This window comes from Rhodocytophaga aerolata, assembly GCF_030503435.1.
Lineage (GTDB): Bacteria > Bacteroidota > Bacteroidia > Cytophagales > 172606-1 > Rhodocytophaga > Rhodocytophaga aerolata.
In genome coordinates this window covers 148,738-171,982 of the sequence record NZ_JAUKPO010000001.1, presented here as the reverse complement: position 1 = coordinate 171,982, position 23,245 = coordinate 148,738, and the positions used below count along the sequence as shown (strand labels likewise).

The 23,245-nt window shown below is 41.6% G+C and carries 20 protein-coding genes; 13 read left to right on the top strand and 7 right to left on the bottom strand.

Going from position 1 to position 23,245, the window contains the following annotated elements:
* Positions 1 to 195: 195 nt before the first annotated feature.
* Positions 196 to 912 carry a DUF2490 domain-containing protein gene (locus Q0590_RS00680; RefSeq protein WP_302035542.1) on the bottom strand — a complete coding sequence of 239 codons (717 nt, stop codon included), beginning with the start codon at positions 910 to 912 and terminating at the stop codon, positions 196 to 198.
* Between the two features lie 130 nt (positions 913 to 1,042).
* Entirely contained in the window at positions 1,043 to 1,942 is a 900-nt protein-coding gene (locus Q0590_RS00675; protein ID WP_302035541.1) for an ABC transporter substrate-binding protein, read from the bottom strand.
* Between the two features lie 237 nt (positions 1,943 to 2,179).
* Here Q0590_RS00675 and Q0590_RS00670 point away from each other — a divergent pair, with 237 nt between their 5' ends.
* On the top strand, positions 2,180 to 2,611 hold the full coding sequence (locus Q0590_RS00670; RefSeq protein ID WP_302035540.1) for a DUF2452 domain-containing protein: 432 nt from the start codon (positions 2,180 to 2,182) through the stop codon (positions 2,609 to 2,611).
* 78 nt (positions 2,612 to 2,689) lie between these two features.
* On the opposite strand, the gene Q0590_RS00665 is transcribed toward Q0590_RS00670, so the two are convergent.
* From Q0590_RS00665 to Q0590_RS00655, 3 genes are read right to left on the bottom strand one after another with little or no spacing between them, the layout of a single operon-like run.
* Complete coding sequence (locus tag Q0590_RS00665; protein ID WP_302035539.1) at positions 2,690 to 3,250, bottom strand: NUDIX hydrolase; 561 nt, start codon at positions 3,248 to 3,250, stop codon at positions 2,690 to 2,692.
* A gap of 26 nt (positions 3,251 to 3,276) precedes the next feature.
* Positions 3,277 to 3,789, bottom strand: a complete 513-nt coding sequence (locus Q0590_RS00660; protein ID WP_302035538.1) for a cupin domain-containing protein — start codon at positions 3,787 to 3,789, stop codon at positions 3,277 to 3,279.
* 53 nt (positions 3,790 to 3,842) lie between these two features.
* Positions 3,843 to 4,427: a Crp/Fnr family transcriptional regulator gene (locus tag Q0590_RS00655; protein WP_302035537.1), complete on the bottom strand. Its 585-nt coding sequence runs from the start codon at positions 4,425 to 4,427 to the stop codon at positions 3,843 to 3,845.
* Between the two features lie 197 nt (positions 4,428 to 4,624).
* On the opposite strand from Q0590_RS00655, the gene pnuC reads away from it, so the two are divergent.
* From pnuC to Q0590_RS00615, 8 genes are all read left to right on the top strand, one after another.
* Positions 4,625 to 5,230: a nicotinamide riboside transporter PnuC gene (gene pnuC, locus Q0590_RS00650; protein ID WP_302035536.1), complete on the top strand. Its 606-nt coding sequence runs from the start codon at positions 4,625 to 4,627 to the stop codon at positions 5,228 to 5,230.
* 78 nt (positions 5,231 to 5,308) lie between these two features.
* Positions 5,309 to 5,836 (top strand): AAA family ATPase, encoded by a 528-nt coding sequence (locus tag Q0590_RS00645; protein ID WP_302035535.1) that lies wholly within the window; start codon positions 5,309 to 5,311, stop codon positions 5,834 to 5,836.
* Between the two features lie 189 nt (positions 5,837 to 6,025).
* Positions 6,026 to 7,450, top strand: a complete 1,425-nt coding sequence (locus Q0590_RS00640) for an MFS transporter (RefSeq protein WP_302035534.1) — start codon at positions 6,026 to 6,028, stop codon at positions 7,448 to 7,450.
* 58 nt (positions 7,451 to 7,508) lie between these two features.
* Entirely contained in the window at positions 7,509 to 8,018 is a 510-nt protein-coding gene (locus tag Q0590_RS00635) for a hypothetical protein (protein WP_302035533.1), read from the top strand.
* Positions 8,015 to 8,833 (top strand): tetratricopeptide repeat protein, encoded by an 819-nt coding sequence (locus tag Q0590_RS00630; protein ID WP_302035532.1) that lies wholly within the window; start codon positions 8,015 to 8,017, stop codon positions 8,831 to 8,833. Before Q0590_RS00635 ends, Q0590_RS00630 begins: the two co-directional genes overlap by 4 nt.
* 328 nt (positions 8,834 to 9,161) lie before the next feature.
* Positions 9,162 to 11,087 (top strand): acetate--CoA ligase, encoded by a 1,926-nt coding sequence (gene acs, locus Q0590_RS00625; protein ID WP_302035531.1) that lies wholly within the window; start codon positions 9,162 to 9,164, stop codon positions 11,085 to 11,087.
* Between the two features lie 211 nt (positions 11,088 to 11,298).
* On the top strand, positions 11,299 to 12,342 hold the full coding sequence (locus Q0590_RS00620; RefSeq protein ID WP_302035530.1) for an NAD(P)-dependent alcohol dehydrogenase: 1,044 nt from the start codon (positions 11,299 to 11,301) through the stop codon (positions 12,340 to 12,342).
* A gap of 294 nt (positions 12,343 to 12,636) precedes the next feature.
* Positions 12,637 to 13,482, top strand: coding sequence for a DUF1571 domain-containing protein (locus Q0590_RS00615; RefSeq protein WP_302035529.1), 846 nt, complete (start codon positions 12,637 to 12,639; stop codon positions 13,480 to 13,482).
* 4 nt (positions 13,483 to 13,486) lie between these two features.
* Here Q0590_RS00615 and Q0590_RS00610 read toward each other — a convergent pair whose 3' ends face one another.
* Positions 13,487 to 13,969, bottom strand: a complete 483-nt coding sequence (locus Q0590_RS00610) for a GNAT family N-acetyltransferase (protein ID WP_302035528.1) — start codon at positions 13,967 to 13,969, stop codon at positions 13,487 to 13,489.
* A gap of 507 nt (positions 13,970 to 14,476) precedes the next feature.
* Here Q0590_RS00610 and Q0590_RS00605 point away from each other — a divergent pair.
* The 4 genes from Q0590_RS00605 to Q0590_RS00590 all read left to right on the top strand — a co-directional run bounded on the left by Q0590_RS00605 (position 14,477) and on the right by Q0590_RS00590 (position 20,906).
* Positions 14,477 to 16,249, top strand: coding sequence for an ABC transporter ATP-binding protein (locus Q0590_RS00605; RefSeq protein ID WP_302035527.1), 1,773 nt, complete (start codon positions 14,477 to 14,479; stop codon positions 16,247 to 16,249).
* A gap of 306 nt (positions 16,250 to 16,555) precedes the next feature.
* Positions 16,556 to 18,028 carry a mandelate racemase/muconate lactonizing enzyme family protein gene (locus Q0590_RS00600; RefSeq protein WP_302035526.1) on the top strand — a complete coding sequence of 491 codons (1,473 nt, stop codon included), beginning with the start codon at positions 16,556 to 16,558 and terminating at the stop codon, positions 18,026 to 18,028.
* A 138-nt stretch (positions 18,029 to 18,166) separates the two neighbouring features.
* The gene (locus Q0590_RS00595; protein WP_302035525.1) at positions 18,167 to 19,750 is read left to right on the top strand and encodes an AGE family epimerase/isomerase; all 1,584 of its coding nucleotides are present in this window, start codon (positions 18,167 to 18,169) and stop codon (positions 19,748 to 19,750) included.
* Positions 19,751 to 20,276: 526 nt separating this feature from the next.
* Positions 20,277 to 20,906, top strand: a complete 630-nt coding sequence (locus Q0590_RS00590) for a CPBP family intramembrane glutamic endopeptidase (protein ID WP_302035524.1) — start codon at positions 20,277 to 20,279, stop codon at positions 20,904 to 20,906.
* A gap of 148 nt (positions 20,907 to 21,054) precedes the next feature.
* Here Q0590_RS00590 and Q0590_RS00585 read toward each other — a convergent pair whose 3' ends face one another.
* Complete coding sequence (locus Q0590_RS00585; RefSeq protein ID WP_302035523.1) at positions 21,055 to 22,839, bottom strand: L,D-transpeptidase family protein; 1,785 nt, start codon at positions 22,837 to 22,839, stop codon at positions 21,055 to 21,057.
* Between the last annotated feature and the right edge of the window lie 406 nt (positions 22,840 to 23,245).

The following is a 23,245-nucleotide window of genomic DNA, read 5'->3' as shown; positions in this document are numbered from 1 at the left end:
TATAAGTGTGCTTGTGAGGTTACAGCTTATGAGAAATTTATTTCAACTCGCCTTACTTGTTTACAGTAAAATCAATATATTTGTTTAATGGCTGATTATCAATAGATTTGAGTGTTTTGTCGGATGGAGTAAGTGTATTTATTGACTGGAAAATACCGGAGACGGAAATAAATTCCGACAATTTATATATGCTTGCTAATATCCTCCAATAGGCATATCATCGTCGGAAGAAGCTTTTTTGTAAAGTTTCAGCCGGTAGGCTAGCATGACGCCTACAATCAAGTTGGTTTGCGGACGTTTCACATTTAATTCTTTTTCTATCCGGTAAAATGTATTGAGTCCTATTGCTTTGCCAATTTTGCTTTTGAGGCCCATGGTAAACCAGAATCCCCGTATTTCGTTGGCCGGAGCTAATTTATAAAAAAGCTCTGTGGAGGCATATGGCGTTACCCGTTTAGTCAGGTTATAGTTGAGGGCTAGCCGGTTACGGATATATTTATCCCGGTTTTCTTCGCCGGATGTTTCCTGTGCAGCCTGGTAACGGATGCGGTAAGCCAGGGCAAATGCTGTGTTGTCGCTGCCAATGGTATAAGAAGCTTCTGCTGAGATGCGCCGGCGGTCGTCGTCTACCCGTTCTACCGTAGTCCGGTTGGTATGTCGGTAAGCAGCATGCACATTCAGGCGGCTGGTAATGTCGTATCCTACACCCAATTCCACAAAGCGGCTATAAAGGGTTGAAAAGTTATTCTGAAAACGGAATTGCTGCTCCGCTTCAACATTAACCCGTTTAATAGGTTTTACCCGTAATGTAACGCCTGTCCATACTTCCTGAGCGGAACAAGGTATGCTCAACCCACCCCAGAACAATCCGATGAGAAGTAAAAAACGAGCATATGCTGGCGAAAAGAACACAGAACCTGGCTATGGATGGATGCAGCTCAAAATTGCAAAATTTTCTAGTTATTTCACAGCCTTATTGCTTGTAAAGGGCTACTGTACTTTCTACATCCCCACAGATTGTATAATCGATACGATTTGTAGATTAAACTTTTAAGGCAGCCCGTTGATAACACATATGTTCAGCTGATAATGGCCGGTTGATTATATTTTTGTCGTAAAGCCAGTTACTATAGTTTTGAATAGCTTGTTCTGAAAGTTTACCCCATTGTTTATGGCTATCTAAGAAATGACTGTTTATCTCCTTCTGGCAGTGAAGCAGCAAACGTGGGTCTTCTGTAAAGTTATTTTCCGAGTTTCTGCGTAAAATATTGACTGCTTCTTCCGGATAATCTACCGCATACTCATAGCCTCGCTTGGCTTCTTTCAGGAAACTTTCAATGGCTTGCGGATCGGCTTCGGCCAGGTTGCGGCTTGTTTTAATTAGCGGACAAGCTGGGTAGGGGATGCCAGCATCTTCCAGCTTAAATAGGTTTAGTTCTACTCCTTTGTAGGCAGCTTCTGCCCCTTCTACCGGCAAAAATATCCAGGTGAGGTCGGTTTCTCCATTCAGCAGCATAGTCCAGGTATTGAGTTTCATGGGGCTGGTAACATGTACGTGCATATCATCCGAATACTGCCGGGCTATTTCCAGAATCATCTGCTGCTCAAAAGGAATACCCAGGGAAGCATATGTTTTTCCGGCCCATTTAGCTACTGTATCTATCTTTTTTTCACGCAAAGCAGCTATAGCTGATGTATTCCGGGATAAAATAGGAGCTATTGCCAAAAGCTGCGGATGTTCGCTTTCCAGATGGTGGCTGATAAGGCTTTCAGGGGGACCTATGCTGAAATCTACCAAATTACTTATTACTTTATCGGAAGGCATTACGGTGTACTCATCTACAGCCGGGGATATAAACTGCAGGTCCAGCCATCCTTTAGATTTAGCAACAAATAAGCCGGTATGCATTACATTGGGTGTCCAGTCGAGTGCTATCTTCATCACAATACGGGTTAAAAAAAGGAAATATAATAAATAATTTATGGCTTGTAGTTTTCAACTAAACATTCGGTCTAAAATACTTATTACACCGTAGAGACCACAAAGCCCTGTTAGTAAGCCATACGATGATGGGCTATATTGGTTGAGTTTGTATAAACCCTATACGTTATATAAAGTTTTCGTTGGTTGGAACATTCTTATAGGATTGCTGTTAAAATGAATGACAAAATGAATTGTATGGAGAATCCAATAGATAAAGATAAAGTAGCCGAAAATCCAGGTTTGCTTCCGTATGCCCATACGGTGGGAAGTGCTGTAATTAAGCCGGAAGATAAAGGCAAGATTAAAGGCCGGGCTGTGGTAGCCATGCGCCAGCAAACCGAAAGGCAAATGAGCCAGCTCTACAAGCAAATGCAAGTATTAGCAGAGCAGGCAAATGAACTAAAAAGAAGGGTAGAAGTATCGGAAAGAATCTACTCAGCGGATATGGGTTTTGAACCCTTGATTGGGCACACGTATTATTTATACGAACGCAAAGATGGCTCGGACCTGCTTTCTATGGTGGCTCCGCATGAATGGGGACGGTCGGTTAGCTTCAGCCGTTTTATAGCCAAAGTAACTCTTCTGGCAGATCATACCTGGGATGTGGCATATAATGAGGAAGAATAAATGAGTGAACAAGTAGGCTATGGAATAATACTTTTGCGTAGTCGATTTGTTGGTTTTCTTTTGTATCAGAAGATAGATTTATTCTTCTATTCCCAGATATTTTTCAACCATCCGAATAGTCTCCAGAAATTGCTTTTGCAAAGGAATAAATGAGATTTCTGGAATAGCAGATAGCAGGTTTTGCTTGACTACTGGCAGCGGAAAATACCTTAGCTCTACAATTTCTTCTTGTTGATAGTGGAAGGCCTGGGCAGGAAGTGTGGTTTTATACACAAATATACCTGCATGTTCCCGGTCTATGAGTTGAGCTATTTCATCTTTGCCATCGATTTTTATCTGAGTTACGAAATGTATAGCAGATGGCTCTACTAAAATACCTAGTTCTTCAGCCAGTTCCCTGTGTGCACAGGCCGCATACGTTTCTCCAGGTTCCAGATGTCCCCCAATGCTTACATCCCATAGGAGTGGAAATACATCTTTCAGCGGACTACGCAAGTTGCAAAGCAATTTATTTTGATCATTCAATACATACACCTGGGCTGTGCGGTGCCAGTTGCCTTCTTCATGTACCAGGCGGCGTAGTTTGGTACGCTGCAACGATTGGTTATATTCATCAAAAACTTCCAGGTATTCAGGCATAAAATGTATTTGAAAAAAGGATATGCTTACCTTCTTTTCCTCAATAAAGGTAAAATAAACCTGAAAATAAACGGTTGCAGACGGGGAGGAATTTTAGTAAAAACTATTTCTTTTTGAAAATCTTTTATTATCCATAACATATCGGCTAACCCTGGCTGTTTCGGCTGATTGGCTGCCTGATACACTTTTTTAAAGAATAATTCGGTGCCAAAGGCAGGGGATATTTTCCACCGGAACCGTGCTTCTTCCGTGCCGGCATTGTACATACCGTGTGGTGTTCCGGCAGGAATGGTAAAACTTTCGCCGGCTGTATATTCCCGGATAGTGCCATTAATGTTGGTCATCAATTTCCCTGACAATACGGTAAACTCCTCTTGTTGGAAAGGATGAAAATGTTCTGGCGCAAATTCCTTGGACGGCTGATAAATAGCTTCCACCTCCAGAAATGTTCCACCAGTGCTGGCGGCATCTTGTAGAAAGATCAATTTATCGCCAGTATGTGGATTATGTAGTACTTCTTGTGTCAGAGTTGCTTGCATGACTTTTTTTATACAAAGTAAAAGCTATGTATACTTCTAACCCTTGACCAAAATCAAGAAATAGCGGGGCGGGAAATTCTGTTGCGTATCCGGCTAAGGGTTTCGGGTTTCATACCCAGATAGGAGGCTACATAATGCAGGGGTACCCGCTGAAGTACCATCGGTTGCTCAGCCAGTAGTTTGCGGTACCGTTCTTCCGGCGAATCTTTTAGAAAAGATATTTCCCGCATCTCCTTCCGGATGGCCAAGCCTTCAGCCATCAGCCTGCCAAATTTTTGCCAGCAGGTATACTTCTCAAATAATTCCAGCAAATCACTGCGGTAAATCACTAGCAGGGAGGTTTCTTCTATGGCGGCTACATTGAATTGGGCAGGTTTCTGTAAAGTAAAACTGGCAAGGGAACCGGTGAAGGTTTTCTCAAACAACAGGTCCTTACATATCTCTTCTCCATCTACCAGAAAATACAGCCGGACACAGCCTTTCATAATGAATCCATATTTGGTACATACTTCTCCTTCCCGAAGAAAGTGTTCTTTCTTCTTCAGCGTAACTGGCCGTAGTTTGCATGCTAAAGCCTCCCATTCTTCCTCCGTTGGCTGTACTAACCCACAAATAAATTGTTTAAGCTGTATAAGCATGTCTGTATATGAGAATAAGCCCTTAACTTGCAGGGTTAGCATCTGTTAAGTAGTGTTCTGTAGCCAAATTAATAAAACTGGTTACTAACCTTGATCGGCAGGCAGAGAGTTGGGAGAACTTAGGAATTTACAGTCTTTACGGATACTAACTACTACTCACATATAAGTTAATTTTTCAAAGCCTTTTCTACAATCAATTGGAAGAAATTATTCACTATATCGGACAGAACTGGCTGGAGATAGCCGGTGTCATTACCGGATTCATCTGTGTATACTTAAATGCCAAAGAAAATATCTGGGGATGGCCACTGGGAATTATTAGCTGCTTTTTGTACATATTTATTATGTATAACGCCCGGTTTTATGCAGATATGTGGTTGCAGGTGGTATATGTATTTCTGAATGCTTATGGATGGTACCAATGGTTGTATGGCGGAGAAAACCAGACAGAACTGAAAGTAACAAATGCCAGCCGGCAGCAACTAGGTGTTTTGCTTCCAGTAGGAGTATTGGCTACGGGAGCCGCTTATTATTATTTCTCTACCTTTACCGATGCGGCACAACCTTTCTGGGATTCGTTTAATACCGCCTTCAGCCTGGTAGCTGTATACTTACAAGCCAAAAAGAAGCTTGAAAGCTGGATTCTCTGGATTATGGTGGATATTATTTATATACCTTTATTTTTCTTCCGCGGTCTTCACCTCACTTCCTTACTCTATATCGCGTATCTGGTTTTGGCTACCATGGGATATATTTTGTGGAGGCGGAGTATGCTGCAAAGTAGAGAAGGCGTAAAAATATAAATCAATGGAGGTGTGCAAGCCCAAGTCCCCTGTTTTCCTTACAAAAAAAGCTGCATGAGTACTCGTAACCGATAATCTATGATCAGGAAAGTGGTATTGTTTGGTTCGGAATCTACTGGTAAAACTACCCTGGCGCAGCAACTGGCTGACCATTATCATACTGTATGGGTCCCGGAGTATTCCCGTATCTATCAGGAGGAAAAAAAAAGAGACCTTACGCTGGAGGATGTAATTCCTATAGCCCTGGGTCAATTGAAACTGGAACAAAAAACACTAGAAAAAGCCAACAGGCTCCTCATTTGCGATACGGACTTACTGGAAACCAAAGTATATAGCCAGGCATACAACGGCACTTGCCCCCCATGGCTGCTTGAACAGATTCCTCACCACCTGGCTGATTTGTATTTACTAACCGATATAGACCTGCCCTGGGAACCCGATGGTATCCGCGACCGGCCAGACAACCGGGCCGAAATGCATACTTTTTTTCACAACGAATTAGTTAACTGGAACGTGCCTTTTGAAATTATTTCCGGAAACTATAAAGAAAGGTTAGCAAAAGCCATAAAAACCATTGATACATTCCTGTTTGCCCAAGTATTTTAACCACCCCTCATCTGTAAGAAGCTAACCTATATCTCTCTGAGATACTTACTAGTTTTACTAAGAGTCTGAAGTACCGGAAATCTTTTTTCCTCTGTCTATTGATGCCTTCTTTCATAAAAAAATCCAATAAAGTTTGGCATTAATTAAAATTTTCAGATAATTTATTCACTTTTTAACCCAACCCCCAGAATGGCTAAACAATCCACAGGAACCGCAACCATACCGCCCCATGGCATTTCTAAAAAAGCAGACAGTAATAGTATATGGCAGGTAATTCTGGCATCGTCTGCCGGAACAGTTATTGAGTGGTACGACTTTTATATTTTTGGAAGTCTGGCTTCCTTTATTGCTGCTAAATTCTATCCCCAGGGCAACGATCTGGTAGCCTATCTTTCTACGTTGGCTACCTTTGCTACAGGCTTTATTGTCAGGCCTTTTGGTGCCCTGGTTTTCGGTAGGCTCGGCGATCTGATTGGCCGGAAACATACTTTCCTAATAACTATGTTTCTGATGGGGGGAGCAACGTTTACCATCGGTATATTACCCGGGTATGAAACCATTGGTGTGCTGGCTCCTATTATATTGGTGCTGTTGCGCCTGCTACAAGGTCTGGCTCTGGGTGGTGAATATGGTGGAGCTGCTACTTATGTGGCGGAATATTCTCCGGATGCAAAACGGGGGTATTATACCAGTTTTATTCAAACGACTGCTACGTTGGGCTTATTCATTTCGATTGGGGTTATTTTAATTACCAGACTTGGCCTAGGAGATGAGGCGTTTAAAGAATGGGGCTGGCGCTTGCCATTCCTGCTCTCTTTAGTACTAGTGGTAGGCTCCTACATTATCCGGGCACGTTTGCACGAATCGCCATTGTTCATGAAGATGAAAGCAGAAGGCAAAACCTCCAAAAATCCATTGAAAGAAAGCTTTGCCAACAAAGAAAATCTAAAAATGGTACTGCTTGCGCTTTTTGGGGCCACAGCCGGCCAAGGGGTTGTGTGGTACACTGGGCAGTTTTATGCACTCAGCTTTATGGAGAAGGTACTAATGATTGACTATATGACCTGCTACATGATTATAGGTGTAGCCTTGATATTTTCAACGCCATTTTTTGTTGTATTTGGCAGCCTTTCTGACCGCATCGGACGTAAAAAAATTATGATGGCTGGCTGCCTCATAGCCGCTATTTCCTACATTCCTATCTACCAGGCTATGCACCATTTTGCCGGTCCCATTAAAGAAGTTTCGTCGGCTACTATTGGGGCTAATGGCAGTGTAATACCCGCCGTCATGCAAGCTGTTAATCCGAATGTATTTATGCTAACCTTGCTAGTGTTTATTCAAGTGATTTTTGTGACCATGGTGTATGGACCTATTGCTGCGTACCTGGTAGAGTTATTTCCAACGCGTATCCGCTATACGTCTATGTCGTTGCCCTACCATGTAGGAAATGGTGTTTTCGGTGGGTTGGTTCCTTTTATTGCTACCTATGTAGTAGCCGAAACAGGAAATATTTATGCAGGCCTGGCTTACCCAATTGGTGTAGCACTAATCACTTTCATTATTGGGTCTTTGTACATTAAAGATACACGTGGGGTAAATATTACAGAGTGATAATCAAGTTGAGCTGTGTTTCCGATTGTTGTCAACTTTTTTCAGATAAAGTAGACCCATGAGATACATAATGTTAATTTCCTTCTTCTTGGTAGCCCTATATTCTTGCGGACAGGAAGTTGCCAATAAAACCGATTATCCATTACAAGTTGGCGACATTCATTTTGATCCAAAAATTGATGACCCGAATTTTACGCTGTGTGACCAGAATAATGTATGGCAATATTACAACTTTGCTAAAGGGCTTCAATATAATGGAGAAAAGGCAAGAATAGTTGAACATTTTATAAATAAACTAAAAGTAAAAGAGCATGAAGTAGAATCTGGATTTCTGACAATTAGGTTTATTGTCAATTGCAAAGGTCAAACAGGAAGGTATAGGCTTCAAGGAATGGACAAAGATTACCAGGCAAAAGTATTTAATGAGTACTTAACAAGTCAACTCGTAAAGCTTACCAAACAATTGGACGGTTGGATTGTTGGCCAATACCAAGGAAAGACATACGATTATTATCAATATCTGACTTTTAAAATTGAAAAAGGAAAGCTAGTGGAGATTATGCCATGAAAAAGTTTTTTTACTTCCTTATTTTATTTGTTCCTGCTCATGCCTATTGCCAGCCTAATTGCAATGTGTATAAGATGAATAACGATGAGTCCTGTTATAAAGCTTGCATACTGGCTACAGAAGCTGAGGCTAGTCAAGGAACAAAGAGGTCACAACTACAATTTGATAAAGCGATTGAACTTTGTCCAAGTTTGGATTATGCCTATTTTGAAAAAGCAGTTCCCTATTTAAAGCGAGGTGATTTTATTACTTGGAAGAAACTAATTGACAAAGCTGTAGAATTAAATCCAAAGGGGCATTTAGGATATAGAGGTTGGTGTAGATACCAATTCTTAAGGGATTATAGAGGCGCAATACTTGATTTTGAAAGATTAGATTCAATTATAAGCTATGATATAGGATACTCAGCCAATGGCGATTACCATTTAAATGTTGCAAAAGCCTTATGCTACAAGGCGATCGGTGATAAACATAGAGCCAACGAAATAATTCAAAATCAGCTAACTCAAAAAGATTATTCTCCGATGCCTTATGATTATTTGCATTTAGGTGTCTTAAAAATGGAGATTGGCGATCTGAATGGCGGAATAGATTGTTTGAAAAAATCCATAGAAATTAATGATTATTTGGCTGAACCCTACTATTATTTGGGATTAATCTATAAAAAGCAAAAGAAGAGTAAAGAATATAAAGAAAATATGGAAAAGGCTAAGAGCTATTATTTGAAGGGGTACAAGTGCTTAGATTTATATACGCATATTATGGACAAAATTTATTTAGCTGATATTGAAAAAGAATTGAAGATCAATAATTAAAGAAGGTCGGCCAACATCCACAACCAACCTTCACAATCGTTACTTGAAACATGGCCTTAGTTAAGAGCCATGTTTCAAGTGTATTAATGCATTAAAGTAGCTACATTTTATACAGAGGAAATTGAATTAAGTAGAAAAGTGGATAATAGACATAAAATTGGCCTTTGAACGGAAATAGTCTTGTTATAAGTACATTCGTAGAGATCAAAGACGAAGCATCAAAATTTAGCCTATTAGCCATTTATTTTTTAACTTGTGCACGCAATTACTATACATTTTTTACAATTAAATCTGCATATACCCCTATTGAACTTATTATTGACTAATCATGATACAGAAGATTAATTCATTGGAAGAGTATCAGGCTGCCTACCAGAAAAGTGTAGCGCAACCGGAAGCCTTCTGGGCTGACCAGGCAGAAAGCTTCACCTGGCGCAAAAAATGGGATAACGTATTGGAGTGGAATTTCCGTGAGCCCAGTATTAAATGGTTTCAAGGCGGCAAGTTGAATATTACCGAAAACTGCCTGGACCGGCACCTGAATGAGCGGGGCGATGAAACAGCCCTGATCTGGGAAGCCAATGACCCCGAAGAGCATTTCCGCAAGTTTACCTACCGGGAGCTGTATACTAAAGTTTGCCAGTTTGCCAATGTGCTGAAAAACAACGGTGCCAAAAAAGGCGACCGCATTTGTATTTACATGCCTATGGTACCCGAATTGGCTATTGCTGTGCTTGCCTGCGCCCGTATCGGAGCCATCCACTCGGTAGTGTTCGGAGGTTTTTCAGCCCAGTCCATTGCCGACCGTATTCAGGATGCTCAATGCTCGATGGTAATTACGAGTGATGGTGGATACAGGGGTACCAAGGAAATTCAGCTTAAATCAGTGATTGATGATGCATTGGTACAGTGTCCATCGGTAAAACGGGTGATTGTACTCACCCGAAGCCGTACGCCGGTTTCAATGATCAAAGGCCGTGATGTTTGGTGGGAAGATGAAATAAAAAAAGTAGAAACCCTGGGCATGACTGAATGTGCTGCAGAAGAAATGGATGCCGAAGATATGCTGTTTATCCTGTATACTTCCGGTTCTACGGGGAAACCCAAAGGGGTTGTCCATACCTGTGGCGGCTATATGGTGTATTCGGCCTATACCTTCCAGAATGTGTTTCAGTACAATCCTGGTGAAGTACATTTTTGTACGGCAGATATCGGCTGGATTACCGGCCATTCATATATTGTGTATGGCCCGTTGCTTTCTGGAGCCACTTCGTTGATGTTTGAGGGAATTCCTACCTGGCCCGATGCCGGAAGATTCTGGGACATTGTGGATAAATACAAAGTAAACATTCTTTATACAGCTCCTACGGCTATCCGTTCTCTAATGAGCTTTGGGCTTGACCCCCTAAAAGGCAAAGAGTTAAGTTCACTAACTAAACTAGGCTCTGTAGGAGAACCTATTAACGAAGAAGCCTGGCATTGGTACGACGAACATATTGGAAAAAAACAATGCCCGATTACAGACACATGGTGGCAAACAGAGACCGGCGGCATTATGATTGCTCCGATTGCCGGTATTACGCCTACCAAACCAGGTTATGCCACATTACCATTGCCTGGTATACAACCCATACTGGTTGACGAAAACGGAAAAGAAGTACAAGGCAATGGCGTAAGCGGAAACCTGTGCATTAAATTTCCATGGCCCGGCATGTTGCGTACCACCTACGGCGACCATGAACGCTGCCGCCTGAATTACTTTTCTACCTACGAAAACTTGTACTTCACTGGCGATGGTTGCCTCAGAGATGAAGATGGCTACTACCGCATCACCGGACGTGTTGACGATGTACTCAATGTTTCTGGTCACCGTATTGGCACAGCAGAAGTGGAAAATGCCATTAATATGTATTCCGATGTAATTGAATCGGCTGTGGTAGGGTATCCGCATGCGGTAAAAGGACAGGGAATCTATGCATTTGTTATCTGCACTCCCCACTTAAACGATGAAGAGCTTACCCGGAAAGATATTTTAATGACCGTAAGCCGCATTATTGGGCCAATTGCCAAACCAGATAAAATACAGTTTGTCAGCGGATTGCCAAAAACCCGTTCGGGTAAAATTATGCGGCGTATCCTGCGTAAAATTGCTGAAGGAGATGTATCTAATTTAGGCGACACCTCCACATTGCTTGATCCGCAGGTCGTAGAAGAAATAAAATCAGGTGCCTTATTGTCCGTGAAGGAAGCATAAATAGCTTCTACAATCCCTATAAACATCATACTAAAAAGGACTGGCAGAAATCCCAGTCCTTTTATTGTGAAAAAAATATGCTGATTGTTACAAATTGGCTTTAAAACAATTGCATGAATAAATGCCTTCCACAAAATAGCCATCTGTCAAATATGAACGGATTTTGTTAACTTGAAGCCTGTTAAATTTACAAACCACATCAACAAAAAACATGATACAATCCAAAGGATATGCGGCCCAGAATGCAAAAACTCCTCTAGGTCCTTTCAATTTCCAACGACGCGATGTAGGACCGCACGATGTTATGATAGAAATTCTCTACTGCGGCGTTTGCCACTCAGACCTGCACCAGGCACGAGACGAATGGGGCGGAGCCATTTTTCCGATGGTGCCCGGCCACGAAATTGTTGGAAGAGTAACTAATGTAGGAACCCAGGTGAAAAACTTTAAAGTTGGCGACCTGGCGGGGGTTGGTTGTTTGGTAGATTCATGCCGGACGTGTTCCAGTTGCAAAGAAGGGCAGGAGCAATACTGCGAAGTGCACTGGGTGGGTACCTATAATAGTGTGGAAATGGATGGAAAAACGCCTACCTACGGCGGTTACTCTAACAATATTGTAGTAGATGAAAAATTTACGCTGCGTATTTCCGATAAACTACCTTTGGAAGGCGTAGCTCCACTGCTGTGTGCCGGCATTACTACATATTCCCCATTAAGGCAGTGGAAAGTAAGCAAAGGACACCGGGTAGCCGTATTAGGTTTGGGCGGTTTGGGCCATATGGCTGTGAAGTTAGCTGCTTCTATGGGTGCAGAAGTTACCGTGTTAAGTACCTCACCATCTAAGGAGGCAGATGCTAAAGAGTTAGGTGCTCACAAATTTGTAGTTACTAAAGATGAAAAAGCCTTACAAGGCGTACAAAACTATTTCGATTTTATTATTGACACCGTATCCGCACAACACGACATCAATCTCTACATCAGCATGCTTCGTTTAGACGGAACCATGATTTTGCTAGGCGTACCACCCGAAGCACCTCAACTCATGCCATTCAACCTGATATTTAAGCGCAGAAGAGTAGCTGGCTCATTAATTGGAGGCATTGCCGAAACTCAGGAAATGTTGGATTACTGTGCCGAACACAATATTACATCTGATGTAGAGGTAATTGCTATGAAAGATATTAATACAGCCTATGAACGCATGCTGAAAGGCGATGTACACTACCGTTTTGTCATTGACATGGCTACGTTGTAAAAAAACAGCTAGTAGGTAAAATATATTTAATTTTAAAAACCTGCCATAGTTTACCAAAATGTCAGGTTTTTGCATAAAGAATATAGCAGGCTATTAGCAGGCCTTTTATTCATTATCTGTTAAAGCATAATAGGCTATGGCCTGTTAGGATTAAGGCTTGTTTTTTGTGGTACAGATGCTAATACACTAATCTGGAAATAAAATGTATTTATGCAATGATTTTCCGTATTAACCGTTATTACTTGTTACCGGGTTTGCTATTTTTCATTATTGCCTTCGTTATCTGATCTGCTTATGTTCAAAGTTTTTCTTCTATCTCTGTCCCTCTGTCTGGTTAATTTGCTTCACGGCCAGGATTTATCTCCCAAAAAAATTGTTGATAATATGCTGACAGCAGCAAAGGAGGTAGAAACCCTGAAATTTAAATTTAAAAAAGTGGAACGGGTAGGAGGCAAAATGCTAACCGGTGAGCAGGATGTTAAATACCTGCATACTCCCCGGAAAACCTATGCTTATCTGCATTCTCCCAGCAAAGGCACAGAGGTGCTCTGGATTGAAAATGAAAATAGCGGCAAAGTTCTGGTAAAACCTACCTCATTTCCGTATATAGCTGTTAATTTGTCTCCTTTTGGATCGGTTATCCGCAAAAACAATCATCACACCGTACACGAAATAGGTTTTGATTATATAGCAGGTGTCGTGGGAAACATAGCCGGCAAGTCTGGTAATCAATTTAATCAATACTTCTTATATCAGGGAGATACAAAATTCCAGGACCGTGAGTGCTATAAAATTCTTATAGACTATACTCCTTACCAATACATCTCCTACACGGTACAAGCTGGCGAGGATCTGCCTATTATTGCCAAGAAGCTATTTGTCAGCGACTACATGATTAAAGAAATAAACCCTGACATAGACGATTATGATGACGTAAAGCCAGGGCAGCAGATAAAAGTTCCTAATGCTTATGCCCGTAAAACGTTACTCTACATTGATAAAAAAAGCTTTCTGCCAATAGTGCAGAAGATGTATGATGAGAAGGGCCTGTTTGCTCACTATGAATTTCATAACCTGGAATTGAATCCGGCTATTAAAGCAGAAGAATTCAGCAGGGAGTACGGAGAGTATAATTTTTAACAAATCACTTATATATAATCCATTTTCTGTACTGATCCTGGTCTGAGGCAGTTTCGGTAAAACCTGCTGTTTGTAGCACTTTACTAGAGGCTGTGTTATCCAGGCCGGTATAAGCAATAACCTGATCCAGTAGCAGCTGGTTGAAACCAACTTGTAGCACTGCTTTTATCGCCTCTTGCATAAATCCGTGTCCTCTGAATTTTTCATTGAGCACATAGCCAATCTCTCCAGTATTGTCCCGGAACCCTCTGTAAAAGCCAATAGTCCCGATTATTGTTCCTTCAGGTTTTAAGGCAATTCCCCAATGAATCGTATTTCCGGCATCAATGTCTGCATCTATTTTCCGAAGCTTTTCTACTATTTCATCCAGCGTATGCAGCGGTTTTCCATTGTAAAATGAAATGGGCAAGAGCTGTTCTTTATCCTCCAGGGATAAGTGCCGCAGCACTAACCGGCTCGTTAGAAGATGTGGAACATAGGTGAGCATATCATGTGTATGTAGGAAGTTGAGCAGGAAAAAATATACTCAAACAGTATAAGGATACGTAGTAAAAGTAATAAAAAAGGGGCTGTATACGCATTAACTGGCTAAGTTATTCCCGGCATTACATGTACACGTTGTACAAATGGGTTTAGCTGCGGTTACCTTTTATTCTCCAGATCTACACCCTGCCTTTGTTTTAGCAATACCTACCACTTATTACACAGATGTAATTTGGATTATACCAGGTATGTTTTGCTTTTTTACATAGTATTCCCTTTAAGTTATAGAAATATCCGGCAATGCCCTGGTATGTAAGTTTAAAAACAGTTTTGGCAGCTGCTTAGCTATTGCTTTTCTTATTTTTGCTTTACAGAATAGCTTACCTCTGATTAATTTTAGCATTCATATTTTTAAGTCAGATAGGTTACCAACGGTAAAAGCAGCCAACAAACAAATAAAATCAAAAACTTTCCGATGCGTTTTTTAAAAAGTACTAATCCCTATATATCTATGCTGCGTACAGCATGGCAATATGCCCGGCATGAACGGAAACGTTTTTTGCTGGTGTATGGCATGTTTATCGCAGCAAACATCATAGCTGCCTCTCATCCTATTTTGTATGGCTGGTTTATCAATTCTATACAAACGAAAGGTGCGGATGTGTTATCCGATGCCTGGATGTATATAGGGGCTTTTCTGGGGTTGCGTTTGGCAGAATGGGCTTTTCATGGGCCGGCCAGAGTCATGGAACGGCAACTGGCTTTTAATGTAAGCCGTAACTTTCTCAGTGAAACTTATCATCAGGTATTACACTTGCCGGTAAAGTGGCATCAGGATCATCATAGTGGGGCTACCATCAACCGTACCCGCAAGGCGTATGAGTCGCTGAAAAACTTTTTTCAGAGCGGATTTGTCTACCTGCATGCATTTTTCAAGTTCATTTTCTCCTTCTCGGCCATGATCTATTTTTCGCCTTTATTCGGCATTATCGGGGTGGCAATAGGAATATTTACTATATGGGTAATTTTTAAATTTGATAAGCCTTTCATTAGATCTTTGAAGGAAATTAATGAGCGGGATCATGAAGTTACCTCCAATTTGTTCGATAGCCTTTCCAATATTGTAACCGTTATTACCCTGCGGCTGGAAAAAAGTATGGAAGCTGGCTTAATGGGCAAGATAATGGCTGTTTTTGTGCCTTTCAAGCGTAATATTGTCATCAATGAAACCAAGTGGTTTGTGGCGCAGATGCTGGTAGGCGTTATTTATGCGGTTATTGTATTTGGCTATGTCTTTCAAAACTGGGTTCCCGGAGAGGTTTTTCTGATTGGCGGATTAGTAACTCTGATTGGCTATGTAAACCAATTTTCCAGTGTGTTCAATGATGTAGCACATTATTATACGCAGGTAACTCAGTACAATACAGATGTACAATCCGTAGCTAATATCAAAGATGCGTATGAGAAGCATCACCGCCCGGAAACCAGTACGCTTCCGGAACATTGGCAAAACATCCAGATAAACCAGCTGAATTTTACCAGAACCGATTCTTTCGGCGTAAAAAAAGGATCTGGTGGGCTGAACGGGTTGAATATGCGGATCAGACGTGGCCAACGGATTGCTTTAATTGGCGAAAGTGGTAGCGGAAAAAGTACCTTACTTGCTTTGTTACGAGGATTATATGCTCCCGAAAATGGCGTTCAGCTGGAAGTAGATGGCAAACTACATCCGCACTTTGAAGGTATTGCCGATACGGTAACCTTGTTTCCACAAGAGCCAGAAATATTTGAAAATACTATTTTCTACAATATTACCTTAGGCTTGCCGTTTACTGAAGAGGAAGTGCTCGAAGTATGTGAAATAGCCCAGTTTACAGATATTGTGAAGCAATTGCCTAATGGCTTATATACCAATATCCAGGAAAAAGGGGTTAATCTGTCGGGTGGGCAGAAGCAGCGTCTGGCATTAGCCAGAGGTATTCTTGCAGCCCGCAGCAGTTCGATCATACTTATGGACGAGCCTACCAGCAGTGTAGATCCCCGGACAGAGATGCTATTATATAAAAAGTTGTTTAAAAACTTCAGTGATAAAGCTGTTATCTCTTCGCTACACCGCCTGCATTTGCTTACCCAATTCGATTATATCTATATATTGAAGAACGGCCATGTGATTGAAGAAGGTACTTTCGAAAAGCTGCGCTACAACAGCCCGGTGTTTATCGATATGTGGCAGCACCAGGAAGAACAAAAATCTGACCGCCAGGATTTACTGCCAGTCAGTTAACAGATCTAGAATAGTTCATTTAAATATACACTTTTACACATATACACTTTTGCAAAAAGGCTACCTTCAAGGTAGCCTTTCTTTTTTCAGGGAAAGGCTGTTTTTATAGCATATTACCTGAGAGTATTTGATACTAACGGATTTAATACATATTTAAAGATTTCTCTACAAAATCTGCTGCTACGGGTAAAAAAGTAAAATCTTTTGAGGGTATTTTAATAGGTATGTACTCTTATTGGTAGACGCACCATTTTTTAGCGTTACCAGCAAACGGCTAAGTATCCTTTACCCAACTATCCTTCTGCCATGAATAAGAAAGTACTGAATCTGCTGAGTAAATTAAGAGAGCCTGAAGAATCTCCTGTTATTCACACAAACGAGGTTTCAGAGGATCAATTAACTGTTGAGCAAGATAAAGTGGGCAGGCGTTCTTTTCTTCAAAAAGCAGGTCTGGGTGGCTTGAGTCTGGGCGGTTTATTAACCTTGCCCCTGGAAGACCAACTTGCCCATACGACCCACAAAGTAAACCGGTATTCTAACCCTACCGAACTTAAGATTACTGATATGCGCATTGCACAGGTCGGTAACGTTCCCTTGCTGCGCATAGATACCAACCAGGGAATATACGGCCTGGGCGATGTACGCGACGGTGCCGACAAACGGTATGCCTTGTTTTTGAAAAGCCGTATTCTGGGCGAAAATCCCTGTAGTGTAGAAAGATTATTCCGCAAACTCAAGCAATTTGGCTTTCACGGACGGCAAGGTGGTGGGGTTTCCGGCGTAGAAATGGCCTTATGGGATTTGGCCGGAAAAGCCTATAATGTTCCGGTATATCAGTTGCTGGGGGGCAAGTACCGCGACAAAGTTCGGCTGTATGCCGATACACCCAGAGTAAATGACCCAGGTGAGTTTGCTAAACGTATGAAGGGCAGAGCCGATCAGGGCTTTACGTTTTTAAAAATGGATGTCAATATTGGAATGGTTAAACACATTCCGGGTACCATTACCAATGCATTGCCACATGGCGAATTAAAAGACTGGGATGCCAATTATGATAGCTACGGCCGCACCATGCACCCCTTTACTGGTGTGCAAATTACCCAGAAGGGTGTAGAAGAAATGGAAAAATTTGTAGCGGCTGTACGTGAAAAAGTAGGCTACGACCTACCTTTGGCTATCGATCACTTAGGCCATATGGGGATCAACAGTAATATCATGCTGGGTAAAGCCTTTACTAAATACAACCTGGCCTGGCTGGAAGATATGGTGCCCTGGGAATATACCGATATGTGGAAAGAAATTTCCCAGGCAATAGATGTGCCTACCCTTACCGGTGAAGATATTTACCTGAAAGAAGGCTTTAAAAATTTAATTGAGCAACGGGCCGTAGACATTGTGCATCCCGATCCGGGAAGTGCAGGTGGCATATGGGAGACAAAGAAAATTGGCGATTATGCCCAGGAGCATGGAATGGGTATGGCCATTCATCATGCAGCTTCTCCCATCTCGTTTTTAGCTACAGTACATAGTGCAGCTGCTACACAGAATTTCCTGGCCCTGGAACATCACTCCATTGATACTCCCTGGTGGGACGACCTGGTAACCGGCATTGAAAAACCCATTGTACAGAACGGATTTGTAAAAGTGCCTGAAAAACCAGGGATCGGTGTAGAACTGAATGAAGAGGTAGTAAAAAAACATTTAAGAAAAGGGGAGGGATATTTCGAACCCACCAAAGAGTGGGACGAACTCCGTTCCTGGGACCGTATTTGGAGTTAATTTATTTTGGTTTCGGGTTTTTTATCAAATAAACTGCTCTGGCAAACTTGCTTGTAGCAGTTTATTTTTTGTATGTTTAAGTCACTTTTTCAGAAGAAAATCATCATACGGTTGTATGGTATAAATTAACTACAAATTATGCTCATTCGTTTTCCGCTCATCTTACTGGCATTTTTTTCAACAGCATTTCTGCCATCCACTCCTGACGAAAAGCAGGAAATTGCCAGGCAAATGGAGAAATCCCTGCAAGAGGATTTATTAACGAAGTTTTTTCCCCGCACAATAGACGAGGAGCAGGGTGGATTTTTAAGTAGCTTCACTTACGACTGGAAACTTACGGGCCCGCAGGATAAAATGATTGTAACCCAGGCACGCCACACCTGGACACCATCCAAAGCTGCGCAGCTATATCCCCAAAATCCGGTTTACCTTAAAGCTGCCAGGCATGGATACGAATTCCTGAAAAATACCATGTGGGATAAAAAAAACGGAGGTTTTTATACCTGGGTAAGCCGGGATGGCAAGCCCCGCATGGATGAACTGAAAACAGCTTATGGCAATGCGTTTGGCATTTATGCCCTGGCTGCCTACTATCAGACCACCGGTGACACCACCGCCCTGAACCTGGCCAAACAAGCTTTCGCCTGGCTGGAGAAACACAGCCACGACCCTGTAAAAAAAGGATATTTTCAACATTTAAGTATGGAAGGAAAGCCTGTGCTTACACCTTCTGCCAACAATAAAGAAGTGGGCTATAAAGACCAGAATAGTTCTATTCACTTGCTGGAAGCGTTTGCAGAATTATATAGTGTATGGCCGGATGAACTGGTACGGGAACGCCTTCAGGAAATGCTTACCCTGATCCGCGACACTATTGTAACAGACAAAGGGTATCTGACCCTGTTTCTAACGCCTGACTGGAAGCCAGTTTCTTACCGCGACTCTTCTGAAACTGCCCGTAAAGCCAACTATGGGTTAGACCATGTTTCGTTCGGCCACGATGTAGAAACAGCATACCTGATGCTGGAAGCTTCCCATATTTTAGGGTTAAAGCACGATGAAAAAACTGTCCGGATCACTAAAAAAATGGTAGATCATGCACTGGAAAACGGATGGGATGAAAAAGCGGGAGGCTTCTACGACCGGGGATATTACCTGAAAGGGCAAGACAAAATTACCATTGTGCACGATGCCAAAAACTGGTGGACACAGGCAGAAGCATTGAATACATTACTTTTAATGGCCGATACCTACCCGAACGACAAACACCAGTATATGGAGAAGTTTAAGAAGCAATGGGATTATGTGCAGCAATATATGCTTGATAAAACCCATGGCGGATGGTACGATGGTGGTATAGACAAAGAGCCCGACCGGAAGACTGCGGCCAAAGGACATGCCTGGAAAGCCTGCTACCACGAAAGCCGCTCGCTGATGAATTGCCTGCAACGCTTACGGCCAGATAAAACGCCTCCCGCTGCACCAGCCAATGTGCAAGTTAAAAAGGTAGCTAATGGCCAGTTGCTGCAATGGCAAAAATCTACAGATAATGGAAAATTGTTAGGTTATGATATTTACCAGAATGGTAAACGGATTGGCTTTACCTCGCTTACCCAGTTTATACTACCAGTTGCCGCTACTACAAAATCAGGAAGTAAGTTCATAGTAAAAGCCAAAGACTTGGCAGGCAATGAAGCAAGCTCAAAGGCAATACTATTGTAATAGGGCTCATCCTTACCTCTACATTATTGCTTTACTTATATAAGAAACATCTTAACCTTGCGCACACAGCAGAAGCGGCTAAAGGGTTTATGACCATTTTTTGTATGATATTAGCCAGAGTTCTACGTTTATCTCCTATGTCTCCCTGTCTTTTGAAGTATTTACTGACAAAAATACTGCTAGATGGTTTTAAGTTGCCAAGTATGGGTATAATCACCCTGACGAATCCCAAAATAACTTCCAGCTAAGCATTAAAATGAAGTTTAATTTGCAAAAAGGAATCTGCCTTTTAATTATTACCATATAGCACACTTTGCAATATAAATTGATGTTGCCGTAAATTTGAGGTGGTGCTATAGCTAGTTCTATTTAAATTGCCAAAAAGTCTAATATGGTGCAAAACAAAGCTGCATCTTTTTTTATAGGATTTCTGATACTTTTTTCTATCTATCATCTTCCAGAGTTCTTTTCTGCTTTCTGGCTAATGGCCATATGTAAAATAGGTTTCCTGGTAATAGCTTATTTATTGGCTAAAGCTCAAGGATGGCAAGAGCTTAACGGATATGGCCTTTCATTCAAAGGTAAATGGATAACAAATTTATTAGCCGGTCTGCTGTTTGGAACAATATTTTTTACAGTAGCTTTTGGCTTGTCAATAATTCTGGGTTATGAAAAAATTGCGTCTGTCAATTCAATTTCTGTTCTAATTGGTCAGCTACCTTTTATTCTGTTGATGACTGCTATCCCCTCCATAGCCGAAGATATTCTCACTCGGGGTTATTTATATGCGCATACAAGTAAATTTCTGAAAACATTTGTATGGATACTACTCTCTTCTGTGATCTATGTCCTAAATCATATATGGCGGTTGGATGATGGCCTAGCTGTATTATGCTATTTGTTTTTGCTGGGAATGGTACTGGCTTATGCAGTATGGATAACTAAATCTCTATGGCTGGCTTTTGGTATTCACTGGGGAGCAAATATTGCTTTCGAATGCACCAACACAGCAGTTAGTACTATAACATCTGGAACAACCAATACTAGCAATTGGATACTTGCCGGTATTTGGGCTTTGCTATTAATACTGCTATTTATCGCGCGCCCAGTAAAAAATACATCAGCAATTAGTACTAGGCAAGAATATAAGGAGTAGAAAGCACAATTCTTCTGTTGTAAAATAGCTGCTTCTCTTGTTGAAACTTCTAAATTTCTCAGGTATGATTTAACTTATGCATTTATGAGCTGTCTATTAATCCTACTAAATGGGTAATATAAGCTATACTTATAGTCAAAAGAACAAACTATACACCAGCAGGTTCAGCTGTGGCCACTACCATAATTACAGGCAGAATGGTGGGCAGGAAAGGAAGAGATGTGTTATCCAATTTGTTTAAGGCTTCCAATACTTGTTTATCCCGCTTATAAATATCCCGGTAGAATTTTACCGCCCCAGTCGCCGGATCAATGCCAGCCGTCCAGTACATTAATAAAATATCCATTCTCTTTTTAAGCATTACGGTTTTGGTAGTATTGGTGGCTACCACTTCCATCAGTTTTTGCTGATTCCAGTTTAGGGAGTCGGCCAGAAGGATTTCGGCCAGCTTCATCGGGTTTTGTACCCGGATACAGCCATGGCTGAAAGCCCGGTCTGCTTTTTCGAACAGGTGCTTACTGGGTGTATCGTGCAGGTAAATAGCATGCTCGTTGGGAAACATAAACTTTACGCGGCCAAGGGCATTATGGTCTCCCGGCGTTTGAATAACCGTATACGGAAAATTCCGGGAGGATACTTTTTTGCTGTTGATGCTATCCGGGTCTACAAGCTGCCCTTTTAAGTCACGTACCAGATACTGGTTAGCTTTCAGGTAGGTTGAATCTTTCCGGATACTGGGAATAACAGTAGCTTTGACAATACTGGTGGGCACAGTCCAGGTAGGGTTAAACACCAGATAATGAATGGTAGATTTAAATACAGGCGTTTCCGTTTTCTCAGCGCCAGTCATGACATTGGTTGTCCAGCTGAGGGTGTTGTTATGGTAGAGATAAAGCTCAAACCCTGCAATATTTACTACAATAAAATCTGGCGTAAGGCTTCCGGTAGACCATCGTAAGCGTTCCAGGTTAGCCCGGATCTGCCCAATCCGGTCTTCTACCGATACATTCATTTCCTGTAGGGTGCTTTTGCCTAATATGCCATCTGCTTGCAAAGCATGCAGCACTTGAAACCGTTTGACAGCTACCAGCAGACTATCATCATAATAATCGGCACCGGCTGGCGTAATACCTAGAGTATCGGAACATAACCCTTCCATAAACAGCCTTTTCCGGACCTTGGCAATAGCTGTACGGGTGGTACGTAATTGCAGCACCGAATCAGCCGGGACTTTAGGGAATTCACCCTTTTTTGCCAGTTCTCTATAAATAGCAAGGTTCTTTTTTAAGGCGTTGTAATTAGGTATCTGTGGTTTTAATTTCTCCAGTTCTGCTGCCACCTGATAGGTATCAATCGCTTTCTGCATGGTTTGAGCCAGCGTATCGCCTTCCATATGTGCCTGATAATTCCATGTAGAAGTAGATGCTTTGGGTGGAACCTTGCCATTCAAAAGATGATAGCTGTAGTGAAACAAGGCATCTGTGAGCAATAAGTCGAATTGTGCCAGCAAAAGACTGTAATTTTGACCTTCCGTAGCTAATTGTTTTTTTAATTCCTGCAGTAAGGTAAAATGATAATCTTCTTTTTGTAGACCCTCTTTATCAGCATCGGATAGTAAACCAAGTATGCTTTCTACATATATAGAATCCAGCCATACAGGCTGAAAAGTCCGGTTCTCATAAAATTTGGGTAGCACATTCGTAGAAAAGATACTATCGTTGGCAATAGCAATGCCTTCCCCCATTAGTAGTTTCTCCACTTGTTGCTGTATGAACAAATGGGCATCAGCAGCATTGCGGTCTCGTTTGCTTTCTGCGGGAGGCGTTTTTACTATACTTACTGCTTTTGTCTTGTCTGCACACTGAGCAAACAACAACAGCCATAGTAGTAACCAGCTTAAAGAGAATGTATAACGTACGAAAGTCTTGCGCATATATCTGACAGGATGCTATAAACATACTAAAGTACAAAGCTGCGGGAATACCACCTGTTAAGCTATGAAAAGAGTCATACACATGTATGTAAGATATCATTAATGTGGCATAGAAAAACAGCCAGTACATGTCTCTTGAAAAGCTACTCTTGCGGATAGGTGCCTGGTGAGTACTTTCATTTACATGGCAGACATTGTCCGGCTGATTGCAGGTATATTGATAACAGAACAATAGACTCATGAACGATGTATGATTCTGGTAACTATTCATTTTAGCCAGCTACTAGCAGGGAGCCATTTATATTAGCTGCCTGTAAATACCTGCAAACAACTCCCCTGTATATATTCGCTTTTCGTTGCCTGAATTGTATCATTTGAACATTTATTCGAACCCTGCGTTTCACTT